This window comes from Haemophilus parainfluenzae, from assembly GCF_014931395.1.
GTDB lineage: Bacteria > Pseudomonadota > Gammaproteobacteria > Enterobacterales > Pasteurellaceae > Haemophilus_D.
In genome coordinates this window covers 862,335-879,231 of the sequence record NZ_CP063120.1, presented here as the reverse complement: position 1 = coordinate 879,231, position 16,897 = coordinate 862,335, and the positions used below count along the sequence as shown (strand labels likewise).

Annotated in this window: 10 protein-coding genes; 6 read left to right on the top strand and 4 right to left on the bottom strand. The window is 40.9% G+C overall.

Annotated features, from left to right (window positions below; translation table 11 throughout):
• Nucleotides 1-12: 12 nt before the first annotated feature.
• A complete protein-coding gene (gene glmS, locus INP94_RS04295) occupies nt 13-1,845 on the top strand; it encodes a glutamine--fructose-6-phosphate transaminase (isomerizing) (protein ID WP_197544132.1) in 1,833 nt (610 codons plus the stop codon).
• A 64-nt stretch (nt 1,846-1,909) separates the two neighbouring features.
• Here glmS and lpxH read toward each other — a convergent pair whose 3' ends face one another.
• Nucleotides 1,910-2,614: a UDP-2,3-diacylglucosamine diphosphatase gene (gene lpxH, locus INP94_RS04290; RefSeq protein ID WP_197544131.1), complete on the bottom strand. Its 705-nt coding sequence runs from the start codon at nt 2,612-2,614 to the stop codon at nt 1,910-1,912.
• An 87-nt stretch (nt 2,615-2,701) separates the two neighbouring features.
• Between lpxH and INP94_RS04285 the strand changes: the two genes are divergently transcribed.
• From INP94_RS04285 to INP94_RS04265, 5 genes are read left to right on the top strand one after another with little or no spacing between them, the layout of a single operon-like run.
• Nucleotides 2,702-3,424, top strand: coding sequence for a 1-acylglycerol-3-phosphate O-acyltransferase (locus tag INP94_RS04285; RefSeq protein ID WP_197544130.1), 723 nt, complete (start codon nt 2,702-2,704; stop codon nt 3,422-3,424).
• A 1-nt stretch (nt 3,425) separates the two neighbouring features.
• Nucleotides 3,426-4,835 carry a multicopper oxidase domain-containing protein gene (locus INP94_RS04280; RefSeq protein ID WP_197544129.1) on the top strand — a complete coding sequence of 470 codons (1,410 nt, stop codon included), beginning with the start codon at nt 3,426-3,428 and terminating at the stop codon, nt 4,833-4,835.
• A 25-nt stretch (nt 4,836-4,860) separates the two neighbouring features.
• Entirely contained in the window at nt 4,861-5,352 is a 492-nt protein-coding gene (locus INP94_RS04275) for a PM0630 family protein (protein WP_197544128.1), read from the top strand.
• Nucleotides 5,353-5,405: 53 nt separating this feature from the next.
• Entirely contained in the window at nt 5,406-6,533 is a 1,128-nt protein-coding gene (locus INP94_RS04270; protein WP_197544127.1) for a glycosyltransferase, read from the top strand.
• 32 nt (nt 6,534-6,565) lie between these two features.
• Entirely contained in the window at nt 6,566-7,540 is a 975-nt protein-coding gene (locus INP94_RS04265; RefSeq protein ID WP_178164869.1) for a glycosyltransferase family 2 protein, read from the top strand.
• Nucleotides 7,541-7,561: 21 nt separating this feature from the next.
• Here the strand turns inward: INP94_RS04265 and INP94_RS04260 are convergent, their stop codons facing one another.
• From INP94_RS04260 to INP94_RS04250, 3 genes are all read right to left on the bottom strand, one after another.
• Nucleotides 7,562-8,398: a glycosyltransferase family 8 protein gene (locus tag INP94_RS04260; RefSeq protein WP_197544126.1), complete on the bottom strand. Its 837-nt coding sequence runs from the start codon at nt 8,396-8,398 to the stop codon at nt 7,562-7,564.
• 155 nt (nt 8,399-8,553) lie between these two features.
• On the bottom strand, nt 8,554-16,164 hold the full coding sequence (locus INP94_RS04255) for a collagen-flanked surface repeat-containing protein (RefSeq protein WP_197544125.1): 7,611 nt from the start codon (nt 16,162-16,164) through the stop codon (nt 8,554-8,556).
• A 326-nt stretch (nt 16,165-16,490) separates the two neighbouring features.
• The gene (locus tag INP94_RS04250; RefSeq protein WP_197544124.1) at nt 16,491-16,844 is read right to left on the bottom strand and encodes an NTF2 fold immunity protein; all 354 of its coding nucleotides are present in this window, start codon (nt 16,842-16,844) and stop codon (nt 16,491-16,493) included.
• Between the last annotated feature and the right edge of the window lie 53 nt (nt 16,845-16,897).

The window sequence follows — 16,897 nt, the reverse complement described above, 5'->3', positions numbered from 1 at the left end:
TAAGGAAAAACTATGTGTGGTATTGTTGGTGCGGTAGCACAACGTGATGTAGCAGAAATTTTAATTAATGGTTTACACCGCTTAGAGTATCGTGGTTATGACTCTGCAGGTGTTGCTGTCGTGGATCCAAACCATGAATTACACCGCGTACGCTGCTTGGGTAAAGTAAAAGCCCTTGATGAAGCCGTTACAGTAAAACCATTAATCGGCGGTACAGGGATTGCTCACACCCGTTGGGCAACTCATGGTGAACCGTCTGAAGCTAATGCTCATCCGCATACTTCAGGTAACTTTGCTGTTGTCCATAACGGTATCATCGAAAATCACGAAGAATTACGTGAATTACTTAAATCACGTGGCTATGTGTTCAATTCTCAAACCGATACCGAAGTAATTGCTCACCTTGTTAATTGGGAAATGCGTACAGCTTCAAATCTTCTTGAAGCAGTCCAAAAAACCGTAAAACAACTTACTGGTGCGTACGGTATGGTTGTACTAGATCGTGAGCATCCAGAACATTTAGTGGCCGCTCGTTCAGGCAGCCCATTAGTGATTGGTTTAGGAATTGGTGAAAACTTCCTGGCATCTGACCAACTTGCGCTCTTAAGCGTAACTCGTCGTTTCATCTATTTAGAGGAAGGCGATATCGCAGAAATCACACGTCGTACTGTGGATATTTACGATGCGAATGGTCAAAAAGTAGAACGTGAAGTACACGAGTCTAACCTTGAAAATGATGCTGCAGAAAAAGGCAAATTCCGCCATTTCATGCAAAAAGAAATCTATGAGCAACCAAATGCATTAATCAACACAATGGAAGGACGTATCCTTCACAACAACGTGATTGTGGATGCTATTGGTAATGGCGCAGCTGAAATTTTAGAAAAAGTTGAACATATTCAAATCGTAGCTTGTGGTACTTCTTATAATGCAGGGATGACCGCTCGTTATTGGTTTGAAGCACTTGCGGGTGTGAGCTGTGATGTTGAAATCGCGTCTGAATTCCGCTATCGCAAATTTGTGACTCGCCCAAATAGCTTGTTAGTCACCATCTCTCAATCAGGTGAAACAGCGGATACCCTTGCAGCACTTCGTCTTGCAAAAGAAAAAGGTTACATGGCAGCCTTAACGATCTGTAACGTATCAAGTTCATCTTTAGTACGCGAATCTGATCTTGCTTTCATGACACGTGCAGGCGTTGAAGTCGGTGTGGCATCAACCAAAGCGTTTACCACTCAGTTGGCCGCATTATTAATGTTAGTCACTGCCATTGGTAAAGTAAAAGGCAATATTTCAAACGAACAAGAGGTTGAAATTGTAAAAGCGTTACAATCACTTCCGGCGGAAGTTGAAAAAGCCCTTGCGTTTGATAAAGACATCGAGGCATTAGCAGAAGACTTCGCAGAGAAAAACCATGCGCTTTTCTTAGGTCGTGGTGAGTTCTACCCTATCGCAATGGAAGCTTCATTGAAATTAAAAGAAATTTCTTATATCCATGCTGAAGCTTATGCTGCAGGTGAATTAAAACATGGGCCATTAGCCTTAATCGATGCAGATATGCCGGTTATCGTGGTCGCACCAAACAATGAATTACTTGAAAAAGTGAAATCAAACATTGAAGAAGTGCGTGCGCGTGGTGGTCAGCTTTATGTGTTCGCTGATAAAGAAGCAGGCTTCACACCTAGCGAAGGCATGAAAATTATCACTATGCCAAAAGTGAATGAAATTATTGCACCAATTTTCTACACCGTTCCTATGCAATTATTGTCATACCATGTGGCATTAATTAAAGGAACCGACGTAGACCAACCTCGTAACTTAGCGAAATCGGTAACCGTAGAATAAAGTGCGGTTGAAAATCAGCACGTTTTAATACAAAAAAGCACAGGTTTAATCCTGTGCTTTCTGTTTAAATAAACCGATAACCGTTTTCTGTTACTTCCAGAATTGAGGCATAATCCTTTCGCCAATCGCCTAACACAATTCGCGTGTACCCTTTTTCCTGATGGATGGCTTCTCGATGCGTATGACCGTGAATTAATCGATTTACGCCAAATTCTTTTACGGTTTGTGCCGTAAACGCTAAATTCACATCCATGATATCCAGCGGCTTATATTGCTTATCTTGTTTACTCTTCGCGCGAATTTTCTCTGCAATTTTTAACCGCACTTTTAATGGCAAGCATAAAAACAATCTTTGTCGCCATTTTTGATGCACCTTTCGGCGAAATTGTTGATATTTCACATCATCAATACATAAGGTATCACCATGACAAATTAAGGTTTTCACGCCACCAAAATCAACACAATGATAGTCTGGCAATAACGTTAAACCACAATCTTGTGCAAATTTTTTCCCGACGAGAAAATCTCGATTACCATGAATGAAATAACAAGCAATGCCCTTTTCTGTCAGGTTTTTAATCAACTGTTTTACTTGTGAGATTAAAGGTGACGTTTCATCGTCACCAATCCAAAAATCAAAAAGATCCCCCAAAATATAAACCGCTTGGGCTTCTTGCGCTTTGTTTTGCATAAAATCGTTAAAAAGTGCGGTTAATTCCGGATGCGTTTCGCTCAAATGAAGATCTGCAATAAAATAAATGGGTTTCATAACTATTCCGTCATTTTTTTCATTAGATTAGCACACATTTTTGTGTAATTTGCTATACTTTCCAAAAATTTTAATTAGGTATTTTCTATGTTAAAAATCGCCAGAATTCTCATCGTTGCACTTTGTTGTATTTTAATTTGTGTGCTCGGTACGATCTATTCCTTTATTCGTTTCAAAAACCCAAGCAATGTTGGCGTTATGGCTCGCTGGTTTGGTCGTTTATACCCTTTATTTGGCTTAAAAGTAGAACACCGTTTTCCACAAAATAAAGAGAATATGCCGCGTTGTATTTACATCGGTAACCACCAAAATAATTTCGATATGGTGACCATCTCTTACATGGTATTGCCTCGCACGGTAAGTGTAGGTAAAAAAAGCCTAATTTGGATTCCTTTCTTCGGTATTTTATATTGGGTAACCGGCAATATTTTCTTGGATCGTGAAAATCGTTCTAAAGCACACAGCACCATGACGGAACTTGCTCGTCGTATCAATAAAGACAACCTGTCAATTTGGATGTTCCCTGAAGGCACACGTAGCCGTGGTCGTGGTTTATTGCCATTCAAAACAGGCGCATTCCATGCAGCGATTGCAGCTGGCGTACCAATCGTGCCGGTGGTGTGCTCGACGACACATAACAAAATTGATTTAAATCGTTGGGATAACGGCAAGGTGATTTGTGAAATGATGGATCCGATTGATACTTCATCCTACACAAAAGACAATGTACGCGAACTCGCCTCTTACTGCCACGATTTGATGGAAAAACGCATCGCTGAACTCGATGCGGAAATTGCACAAGGAAAATAATATGTTGCGTCTTTCTCGTCGCCAATTATTAAAAACTACCGCAATTTCAACCGCACTTGCTGCCACACCTCAATCAGTATTAGCGGCATCCCGAGAAAAATTAACCATTCCGCCGTTAATGGAAGCAAAACGTGGTCGCCCCATTATTCTTAATATGGAAGAAACCGGCTACAAGTTAGATGGTTCCCATAGCGTCAGTGTGTGGGGCTTTAACGGCAATTATCTTGGGCCGACTATTCGCATCAAATCGGGGTCTTTTGCAAAACTCAATTATCACAACAATTTGCCACAAAGCATTGCCCTCTCTATTCAAGGATTGCAAGCCAGTGGTGAACTATTTGGTGGTGCTGCAAAAGTCCTCAAAAAAGGGGAATCTTGGGCACCGATTATCCCAATAGACCAACCTGCTTCGACTTGCTGGTATCGCTCTGCCACCCTGGCAAACTCGGCTTATCAAACTTATCGCGGCATCGTCGGGATGTGGTTGATTGAAGATGATCAAAGCTTAAAATCTCAGCTACCTCATAAATACGGCGTGGACGATATTCCATTAATCTTACAAGACATGGAATTTAACGGTGACGGATTACAATTATTTAAGCAAAATCAACCGCACTTTGTTGGTACTCGTCTTCTTGTGAATGGACAGGAAGCACCTTATCTTGACGTCCCTCGCGGTTGGGTACGTTTACGTTTACTCAACGCCTCATTGGCAAGAGCCTACGATCTCCGTTTAGATAACGAACAAGACATGTTACTCATTGCAAGAGATTTAGGTTTTTTACCACAAGGTAAAGCGATTAATTCTCTCATTCTAGCACCGGGTGAACGCGCAGAAGTGTTAGTTAATTTAAGCGAAGGCCAAGGCGTATCACTTATTTCTGGCGTAAAACGTGGTTTCTTCGACAAAATCAAAAATGTATTCAGTTCTAATAATGATTTTGCCGATAACACCGTTTTAGAACTTCGTCCACTAGGTGAAATCTCTGCATTCAGTAAAAAAATGAATGAATCATTCAATACTGATGCTTCCGCTATGCTCGCAAGTAAAATCACGCAAGAACGTACCTTTGAATTGGATGTCACAAATGGCTTGATCAACAAACAACGCTTTGACCCGCGTCGGGTTGATGTTTCAGCGAAAGTCGGCACTGTCGAACGTTGGATCATCAACAGCTCACTGCCAGTGGGTTTCACCATTCAAGGGGCTAAATTTGTGATTGAAAGCCAAGACGACGTCAACGTCGATGTGTCAGAACTTGCCTGGAAAGACACGGTTTGGGTGAAAAAGAAAGTACAAATTTTAGTAAAATTTGAACAGCCTTCGTCAAATACGCATCCCTTCTTATTTGGCTCATCCAATTTAATGCTGGCAGATATGGGCTGCCTTGGTATAATGCTTGTTCAATAAAATAATCACATAAAAGGAATCTAACATGAAAAAAATCTCAACATTTACCTTAATTACGACCTTATTTTCAGCAGGCACATTCGCGGCTGCACCAGAATCAAAAGATGCGGCGAAAGATACGGCAAATGAGCCGACAATTTATCTTTCTGTGTTTGATAGAACGAATGAACCTGCACCATCACCCGATTTACACAAAAAAGAAATGTCTCGCTCAAAAAAAACAGAGAAAGTATGTTGGGTAGCAACAGGTAATTTTGGTAAAAAAGCGACAGTAAGCGAAACTTTTAAGGCTCAAGCTAAAATTGAATTTAAAAGCATAATTGAAAATGCCAAAGTTGTTTCATCACCAAATAAAAAACTCCATACCATCACTTATACCAGACCCACTATTGATAATGGTAAATATATGATGAATTGTTGGGCGTTCGACCGTAGAGATCCTATCGGCAAATATGTGCTGACGGTAAAAATCGGTAAACATGAATTTGAAAAACAAGTTTTCTACGTGACCGAATAGTCAAAAATAAGCTAAAAAATAACCGCACTTATCAACAAAAAGAGAATCTTTTAATGTCTCAAAGAACTGATAAAAAAACAATCTGTTTAAATATGATTGTCAAAAATGAATCTGCCATCATCCGAGATACATTAGAGAACATTATTGCTCATGTTCCCCTCGACTATTATGTCATTAGTGATACGGGCTCTGATGATAATACCGCAGAAATTATCGAAAAGTTCTTTGCTGAAAAAGGCATTCAAGGCGAAATTCACCACGATGAATGGGTTAACTTTGCCCATAATCGAAACTGTGCGTTACAACATGCACAAGGAAAAACAGATTATGTATTCATCTTTGATGCAGACGACCGCTTTGAGGGAAATTTTGTATTACCTGAAGAGCTAACAAGTGATCGCTATTATCTACGCATGGCAAATAGCGTAACTGGTGCAAATGTTTATTTCCGAACACTTATGTTTCGTAATGATGGGTCATTCTATTGGCGTGGCGTATTGCATGAATTTGTTGAACAACGTAAAAAAACAGTTGTGGAACAAAAAATCTTTGGTGACTATTATGTGATTAGTGGGCGTTTTGGTGCTCGTAGCAACAATCCACAAAAATATTTTCACGATGCTCAAGTGTTAGAAAAAGCCTTTTACTCTCAAGAAGATGAAGATCTTAAAGATCGCTATGCGTTTTATACCGCACAATCTTATCGTGATGCTGATATGTATGAAAAAGCCATTGAATGGTATGCAATTCGAGCTAATCTTGGGGGGTGGTCTGAAGAAGTCTATTATTCATTCCTTCAAATCGCTTTATTAAAAATTGAATTAAATGCTTCACTCAATGAGATACAAAATTTATTGCTGTCCACTTATGAATATCGCCCACAACGAGCGGAAAGTCTTTATCATTTAGCGCGTCAATTACGCCACCACAATAAAGCCAGACTGGCTTATATTTATGCAACTGTGGCGGCAAACATTCCCCTTAGTAAAGATATTCTTTTTGTGGATCACTCTGTTTATGAATGGAAAGCTAAAGAGGAACTGGCTATAAGTGCGAATTCGGTGGGCAATTACCAGCTTTGTCATGATCTTTGCGTCGAATTATTATTTAATCCCGCCGTACCAGAACCAAACCGAAAACTGTTACTAGACAATTTAAAATTAGCAAAAGAGTATCTTTAAAAATATTAGGCGTTCTGCTAGGTAAATAAGAAATGAATAAAAAATTCGTTGGTTTAAGTATGGTGCGCAATGAAAGTGATATCATTGAAACCTTTATTCGCCACAATTTAACTTTATTAGATGAACTTCATATTGTTGACCACAATAGCAGTGACAATACGCGTGAAATTCTCACACTTCTTAAACAAGAAGGATTACTAATTCATATCTATCACTATAATGAATTAGAATATGCTCAAGAACGAATTATGAATCAAATGATGCAATATATTCTAAATAATGATGCTGACATTGATTATATTTTTCCACTTGATGCAGATGAGTTAATTTATTGCCCATCTCGCGAAATATTACATTATTTTCTCACACTGATTCCTCAAAATCATGTTGGGATGTATACCTGGCGAGGCTATCTACCAAGCTCTACGGAGTATGATCCGGATTTTATTTGCCACTTTACCGACCAACGAAAAGAAGAGATTCTCACACCAAAAGTCATTATTCCACGAGCGGTTGCAGAAACCTGTACATTAACTATAGGCAGCCATTCCGTACGAAATGCTGAAGGAAAAGAAGTTCAAAGTAGTGTATTTATTGCACCAAATAGTGCCAACTACTATTACTGGTTTATTGAACGATTTAATGCAAAGTTCATCGAAACGGATGATTTATGGTTAGGGCATTATCCTATTCGCTCAACAATTCAGCAAATTAAAAAAGTCTTGGAAAAATCTATCACGATGGTGATGGAAAAAAAGGGGTTTCGTGATTTTGCTTGGGAAAATCAGTTACGTGATTTACTCGCCCATAATATGGACATATCTCTTGATGAGCTTCGTCTTATTGCCTATAAATATCGTGCATCTGATGAGAAACAAATACAGGTTGCTCGTCAACAACCTCTACGTTCTACAAAATTAACACTGAAATATCAAGATCTCATAAATAACGATCCACTACCTATACTTGGGAAACTCATTCTCAACCTTGCTGAGAAATTGCGTTAGCTATCTAGAATTAAGATTACACTATAAAATTTTATTCGGTCGCATAATAAGGTAAGACCAATCTAGATGGCGAAAAAACCAATATTTCTCACGCTCAAATAATGCTGGGTTTTGATTATCCCAAGGTTTATGCTTTGCAGCATAATGAATGATTGTTGGAGTGGCATCAAGGCTAATTGACTTAATATTATGCCGATTTTTAATCGCTTCAATATATTGCACTTGCGCATTTTCAGTAAAACTATAATATTTTGCTTTTTCTCGTAAAACGATATTTAAAATACACTGATCCCCATATAACACTTGATCACCATACTCTTCAACTGTTTGCAATAACGTATCGACTAAACCTTCATTTCGCCATTTCACACAATCAATCAGTAGAACACCGCTATTGAAATATTTTTTGGAAACTGATGCATCTAAATAAGGAAACGGAAAGTGTTCCCCCATCCCATAATCTTTCACAACGCCTACAGGAGCACCATTCAGATCGCTATAATAAAAATCAGATAATGGTCCATTCACAATAATATCTGCGTCCAAATATAACACACGATCTTGATTAATCAGTTTGGGGATCATAAGACGATAATAACTACTCGACGAAGAAATATGTTCCAACGTCTTATAATCTTTAAAAATATCGTCAGAAATATGAATAGAAAAAAGGTTATGCCCCATTTTCTCTAATTTACATCGAATCCCCTCAAACCATTCTGTGGGAATGTCATTATGTAAGACATAAAAATTGACGTGCTTATTATAGTAACAAATTGACTTTAGCAACGCTTCCAAATGGGGGGTATATTTTGCATCAATCGCAAACGCAATATTGATTTTTTCTGAAGTGGTCATTTAGTTACATTATCCTTAAGTTTCTCTAATTAATCACAAAACGCTTTTTTATAAATATTATTGTATGTTCATTCTATCTCATTTTATCCTTAATTTGGTACAAATAAAAAAACCCAGCCGAAGCTGGGTTTTTATCTATTTTAATGGAAGTTAAATTACCATTGGTAACCTACACCCACAGAGCCACCTACGTCGCCTTGGGTATTGGCGTTACCTTGAAGTTTGAAGATAACTTTACCATTATCGCTTGAGCGTGAGTAACCTACTGCTACAGCGCTTTCACCTTTGAAAGTACCTGCAGAAGCAGCTACCATTGATTTACCTGGGATGTAAACTTGAGGTAAACCTGCTGCTGCGTTAGCACCTGCGATACCGCCGCGAGCTTCTTTACGTACACCATCAATGCGGTTGTTAACATTGGTGATGTTACTACGTAATTGTGAAACGTTTACAGCATCAGTATCTTTAACACCTGGAGCAACATTTTGGATAGTCTTGTTGCCTGCATCGATACCGTCTTGGTTGATGGTTACTGGACCTGCTTTAAGTTCATTTGTTGTTACGCTATTAACAGTTACATCTGGGTTCAGACTTACTTTTAATGCATCGCCATCTTTCTTAACGAAGATATTTTGAACTTCTTTCTCAACAGTTTTACCGGTTTGTTTATCGTAAACTTTAACCTTAGTACCTGCATCACCTTTAATCTGAATTGTGTTATTCAGTTTCTTCGTGATTGTACCTTGGCTTGAACCAGTTTCATCAACTAAACCAAATGTACCATCGGCATCTTTACCGTCTCTACCGTCTTTACCATTTCTAATGGTTGTTACAGTTTGTTTACCGTTACCATCCACGATAGTGACTGTGTGAGTACCGTTGCCGTTGTCTTTCACTTCAGCTTGTGCATTCTTACCGTCTTCACCGTTTTTAACGATAGTAGTAGTAGTTTTACCGTTACCATCTTTAATGGTCACAGTATGAGTGCCATCACCGTTGTCTTTAACATCTGCTTCAGCATTCTTACCATCTGCACCAGTTGCACCGTCTTTCACGATAGTGGTTGAGGTATTACCGTTACCATCTTTAATGGTTACAGTGTGAGTACCGTCGCCGTTGTCTTTAACTTCCGCTTCTGCATTCTTACCATCTGCACCAGTATCACCTTTCGCACCGGTTGCTCCATCTTTAACAACAGTAGTAGTAGTTTTACCGTTACCATCTTTAATGGTCACAGTATGAGTGCCGTCGCCGTTGTCTTTAACTTCCGCTTCTGCATTCTTACCATCTGCACCAGTCGCACCGTCTTTCACGATAGTGGTTGTAGTGTTACCGTTGCCGTCTTTGATGGTTACAGTGTGAGTACCGTTGCCGTTGTCTTTAACATTAGCTTCAGCGTTCTTACCGTCTGCACCAGTTGCACCTGTAGCACCATCTTTACCGTTTTTACCATCTTTTACGATAGTAGTAGTAATTGAGCCAGTACCTAAGTCTTCAATGGTAATTGTATGAGTGCCATCGCCATTATCTACAACGTTACCTGTAACGCTTGTACCGTCTTGACCTTTATCACCTGTCGCACCAGTGTCACCTTTAGCTCCAGTTGCACCGTCTTTCACGATAGTGGTTGTGGTGTTACCGTTACCATCTTTGATGGTTACAGTGTGAGTACCGTCGCCGTTGTCTTTAACATCAGCTTCAGCGTTCTTACCGTCTGCACCAGTTGCACCTGTAGCACCATCTTTACCGTTTTTACCATCTTTTACGATAGTAGTAGTAATTGAGCCAGTACCTAAGTCTTCAATGGTAATTGTATGAGTGCCATCGCCATTATCTACAACGTTACCTGTAACGCTTGTACCGTCTTGACCTTTATCACCTGTCGCACCAGTGTCACCTTTCTCACCTGTGTCACCTTTCGCACCGGTTGCACCGTCTTTAACGATAGTTGAAGTAGTTTGACCGTTACCATCTACGATAGTCACTGTGTGCGTACCGTTGTTGTTATCTACAACTTTAGCTTCAGCATTCTTACCTGCTGCACCGGTTGCACCATCTTTCACGATAGTTGAAGTAGTTTGACCGTTGCCGTCTACGATAGTCACTGTGTGTGTACCATTGTTGTTATCTACAACTTTAGCTTCAGCATTCTTACCTGCTGCACCGGTATCACCTTTCGCACCAGTATCACCTTTCGCACCAGTTGCACCGTCTTTAACGATAGTTGAAGTAGTTTGACCGTTACCATCTACGATAGTCACTGTGTGCGTACCGTTGTTGTTATCTACAACTTTAGCTTCAGCATTTTTACCATCTTTACCTGCGGCACCGGTTGCACCATCTTTCACGATAGTTGAAGTAGTTTGACCGTTACCATCTACGATAGTCACTGTGTGCGTACCGTTGTTGTTATCTACAACTTTAGCTTCAGCATTCTTACCTGCTGCACCGGTATCACCTTTCGCACCAGTATCACCTTTCGCACCGGTTGCACCGTCTTTAACGATAGTTGAAGTAGTTTGACCGTTACCATCTACGATAGTGACAGTGTGTGTGCCGTTGTTGTTATCTACAACTTTAGCTTCAGCATTCTTACCTGCTGCACCGGTTGCACCATCTTTCACGATAGTTGAAGTAGTTTGACCGTTACCATCTACGATAGTCACTGTGTGCGTACCGTTGTTGTTATCTACAACTTTAGCTTCCGCATTTTTACCATCTTTACCTGCGGCACCGGTATCACCTTTCGCACCAGTATCACCTTTCGCACCGGTTGCACCGTCTTTAACGATAGTTGAAGTAGTTTGACCGTTACCATCTACGATAGTCACTGTGTGCGTACCGTTGTTGTTATCTACAACTTTAGCTTCAGCATTTTTACCGTCTTTACCTGCGGCACCGGTTGCACCATCTTTCACGATAGTTGAAGTCGTTTGACCGTTACCATCTACGATAGTCACTGTGTGTGTACCATTGTTGTTATCTACAACTTTAGCTTCAGCATTTTTACCTGCTTCACCGGTATCACCTTTCGCACCTGCTGCACCAGTATCACCTTTTTCACCTTTCGCACCGGTTGCACCGTCTTTAACGATAGTTGAAGTAGTTTGACCGTTACCATCAACGATAGTGACAGTGTGTGTACCGTTGTTGTTATCTACAACTTTAGCTTCTGCATTTTTACCGTCTTTACCAGCTGCACCAGTTGCACCATCTTTAACGATGGTTGAAGTGGTTTGACCGTTACCATCTACGATAGTGACTGTATGTGTACCATTGTTGTTATCTACAACTTTAGCTTCAGCATTTTTACCTGCTGCACCGGTATCACCTTTCGCACCGGTTGCACCGTCTTTAACGATAGTTGAAGTAGTTTGACCGTTGCCATCTACGATAGTCACTGTGTGCGTACCGTTGTTGTTATCTACAACTTTAGCTTCCGCATTTTTACCATCTTTACCTGCGGCACCGGTTGCACCATCTTTCACGATAGTTGAAGTGGTTTGACCGTTACCGTCTACGATAGTCACTGTGTGTGTACCGTTGTTGTTATCTACAACTTTAGCTTCAGCATTTTTACCATCTTTACCTGCGGCACCGGTTGCACCATCTTTCACGATAGTTGAAGTGGTTTGACCGTTACCGTCTACGATAGTCACTGTGTGTGTACCGTTGTTGTTATCTACAACTTTAGCTTCAGCATTTTTACCTGCTGCACCGGTATCACCTTTCGCACCAGTATCACCTTTCGCACCAGTTGCACCGTCTTTAACAACAGTTGAAGTGGTTTGACCATTACCGTCTACGATAGTGACTGTGTGGGTACCGTTGTTGTTATTTACAACTGTCGCTTCTGCGTTCTTACCATCTTTACCTGCGGCACCAGTCGCACCATCTTTCACGATAGTTGAAGTGGTTTGACCGTTACCATCTACGATAGTCACAGTATGCGTACCGTTGTTGTTATTTACAACTGTCGCTTCTGCGTTCTTACCGTCTTTACCTGCTGCACCAGTCGCACCATCTTTCACGATAGTTGAAGTGGTTTGACCGTTACCGTCTACGATAGTCACAGTATGCGTACCGTTGTTGTTATTTACAACTGTCGCTTCTGCGTTCTTACCGTCTTTACCTGCTGCACCAGTATCACCTTTCGCACCGGTTGCACCATCTTTCACGATAGTTGAAGTGGTTTGACCGTTACCATCTACGATAGTCACTGTGTGTGTGCCGTTGTTGTTATCTACAACTTTAGCTTCAGCATTTTTACCATCTTTACCTGCGGCACCGGTTGCACCATCTTTCACGATAGTTGAAGTGGTTTGACCGTTACCATCTACGATAGTCACAGTATGCGTACCGTTGTTGTTATTTACAACTGTCGCTTCTGCGTTCTTACCGTCTTTACCTGCTGCACCAGTCGCACCATCTTTCACGATAGTTGAAGTGGTTTGACCGTTACCGTCTACGATAGTCACAGTATGCGTACCGTTGTTGTTATTTACAACTGTCGCTTCTGCGTTCTTACCGTCTTTACCTGCTGCACCAGTATCACCTTTCGCACCGGTTGCACCATCTTTCACGATAGTTGAAGTGGTTTGACCGTTACCATCTACGATAGTCACTGTGTGTGTGCCGTTGTTGTTATCTACAACTTTAGCTTCAGCATTTTTACCATCTTTACCTGCGGCACCGGTTGCACCATCTTTCACGATAGTTGAAGTGGTTTGACCGTTACCGTCTACGATAGTCACAGTATGCGTACCGTTGTTGTTATTTACAACTGTCGCTTCTGCGTTCTTACCGTCTTTACCTGCTGCACCAGTATCACCTTTCGCACCAGTATCACCTTTCGCACCAGTTGCACCGTCTTTAACAACAGTTGAAGTGGTTTGACCATTACCGTCTACGATAGTGACTGTGTGGGTACCGTTGTTGTTATTTACAACTGTCGCTTCTGCGTTCTTACCATCTTTACCTGCGGCACCAGTCGCACCATCTTTCACGATAGTTGAAGTGGTTTGACCGTTACCGTCTACGATAGTCACTGTGTGGGTACCGTTGTTGTTATTTACAACTGTCGCTTCTGCGTTCTTACCGTCTTTACCTGCTGCACCAGTATCACCTTTCGCACCAGTATCACCTTTCGCACCAGTTGCACCGTCTTTAACAACAGTTGAAGTGGTTTGACCGTTACCGTCTACAATAGTGACTGTGTGGGTACCGTTGTTGTTATTTACAACTGTCGCTTCTGCGTTCTTACCGTCTTTACCTGCTGCACCAGTTGCACCATCTTTCACGATAGTTGAAGTGGTTTGACCGTTACCATCTACGATAGTGACTGTGTGGGTACCGTTGTTGTTATTTACAACTGTCGCTTCTGCGTTCTTACCGTCTTTACCTGCTGCACCTGTAGCACCGGTTGCACCATCTTTACCGTTTTTACCATCTTTTACGATAGTAGTGGTCACTGAACCATCACTTTCATTAGTAACAGTGATAGTATGGGTGCCGTCACCATTATTTACAACTTCAGCGCTAAAGCTAGTACCGTCTTCACCTTTGTCCCCAGTATCACCTTTCGCACCTGCTGCACCAGTGTCACCTTTAGCACCAGTCGCACCGGTATCACCTTTCGCACCAGCGGTTGAGCTGATTTCAATGGTATTACCATTACGTTTGATCGCAATGTTGTCACCCGCATTAATGTTTACGGTGTTTGATGCATGAACATTTGAAGCTTCAGTATCACTACCAGCAACAAGTTTACCGCTTGTTCCCGATACCGCTTCAGAATTCAAATGCCATGAAACATTATTCACGATATTTGTTACGGTACTTACGTTAGTTAAACGAGAACCATAATTACCACCTGCATTGTCACTATCTTTATAGGTAGCCGCACCTGCAGTTGTAGTAGAAATATCACCTGTTTTTACACTTACATTGTAAGTTGTTACATTATTTGCTGTTGAATTCGTTACAGTTAATGCATTTGGAGAACCGGTGATCACTTCTGCAGTAGTATCTGTACCGCCAGATACATTCGCACTAATTTTAACTGAGCCATCAGCGTTGTATTCAACTGTTGTGTTATTTCCAGCTACGATATTTGCGTTATATTTAACAATCGTTTTTCCAGGAACAGTCTGTCCTACGCTATTCTTCGAAGCAGGAGTATTTACCACTGTTGCAGTCGTGCCTTGACCATTTTGGAATTCAACGACATCTTTGTGATAAACATTTGATTCTTTAGGTTGTTGAGCATTAACAGTGGTATTACCGCTTACAACCCAGTGATGATTATTAATTTTGTCATCTAACTCGTTTGCTACAGTGTAAAGCTGTGAACCATTGATCGCATCAGTTGAAGTTTTAGTAATACGACCAGCCGCTACATTTTGAATTTGACGCTCGCTACCTGCTGTACCCACAGATACAACCGCTCCATTACCTAATGCACTCGTGTTACCCGCAAAACCACTATAAGTTAAAGAACCAACAGTTGCTGTATTGGTTGGAACAAAATTTGAAGTAGTAGAGTTTGAACCTAATGCAACTGAATCTTTGATAGATGCTGTAGCATTTGTACCGATAGAAACAGCATTACCAGCAGTTGCTTTAGCCGCAGTACCTGCTTTATTACCTAAAGTACCATCTTGTGCTCCACCAATCGCCACAGAGTTTTCACCTGTTGCTTGAGCAGATGCACCACCTGCGAATGAACCTGCGCCATTAGCTTGTGATAACACACCTACCGCTGTAGCACGCGCTGCAGTTGATTCAGCATAAGCACCGATACCAATTGCGTTATCGCCAGCAGATTGAGTTTTAGTACCGATAGCAATTGCATTATTTTTAGATGCAGTCGCAGTTTGACCTACAGCAACAGAGTTAGTTTCAGTTGCGGTCGCATTAGAACCCACAGCGATAGCCGCTTCTTTATTTGCCTGAGCGTATGGACCAACAGCAACAGTTAAATTACCTGCCGCTTTAGTATAAGAACCCACACCAACTGATTGAACACCAGACGCATTTGCACTAGTACCAGTTGCAATTGCATGGTCTTGGCTTGCTACAGAATCTTTACCGACAGCAATAGCATTGGTCCAAGCACCATGAGCGTTATGACCAATAGCGATAGAATCTTGATGTGAAGCATCTGCGTGAGAACCTACAGCAACAGCCGCAGCACTTGCATGAGAATTATCACCGATAGCGGTTGCAAATTGAGCATCAGCATTTGCACGGTTACCGTATGCACTTGCAGAATCTTGAGTCGCAGTTGCACGGTTACCTACAGCTGTTGCACGAATTTGAGTTGCTTGGGCTACGTTACCGATAGCAACAGAGGCTTCACCACTTGCTGTAGAACCCACCCCTATTGCAGTTGATGCACCAGCAGTTGCCCTGTTCTGATTACCTATTGCTAAAGCAGAATTTCCTTTTGCTTCGTTATGAGCACCTAAAGCAGTTGTACCGTCGTTACCATCAGTAGTGTTTTGATAACCTACAACAATAGAATTCACACCAACTCTGTTCGAACCATTATAAGCATTTGGAGAAATATTAACTGCAGAATTTCCAAGATCTACTCCAGCCTGAGCCGCTTGCGAAACACCTAATGCAGTTACAACAGCACCTGCAAGTGCGGTTAATTTCACGATTTTTTTAGATTTGGTTTTACCCTTAGCATGCCCAAGTTCAGAAACAGCTGTCCACGTTTGTGTCGCATGATTCCAAATAACTTTAAACACTTTGTTCATATAAAATTATTCCTTTTATTAGGATGATTAAGAAGCTGTCACTCATGCAACAGCGCCGAAAAATTCAACGTCAGAAAGGCGACGACCACAAATTTTGACCACAGTTCCCCCTTCCTTTCTGGTCGGAACAGCTCATTTTAAGCGAACTCTGTACAAAAAGAAAGCACAATAAAAAGGATTTACTTAAAATTACAATTAATTAAGGTAAAACTTGAGTTATGTAAATATATGTAAAGATTTCTGGATTTTTTTACAAAAAACTTAAAGATATGTAAATTTTTGTATAAAAAATGATCTGTTTTAGGGCTAATATCGTAAAAATCTTTCTACTTGGTATGGGTGATTTTTTCTAATTTTCCTTTCTCACCCAACACCACAAGAAAATTGCCGCCCAGAACTTTGGGTGGATTTCCAGTAACAATCCAATACTCTCCCTCTCTTTTAATCTGATATGGCTTTTGTGCTTGAGCCGTTTGATTTCCATAATGCTGTATTACATAATTTTCGGCCAGCTGTAAGGCTTGTTCTTTCGTCACAAGTTGCGTTTGGGTATCGGCGCTTAGCGCGAAAGAGGAATACATTAAAACACCGGTGAGTAACACATTCTGTATTTTCATTTTTTGACTAACCTTTGAGATATCTTTCAATCTAATCATACCACGTAAAACATGACACGACATTCGTACAATAATCCTCTCTCGCTATTAGTAATAACACTCGCTGAAAGTGCGGT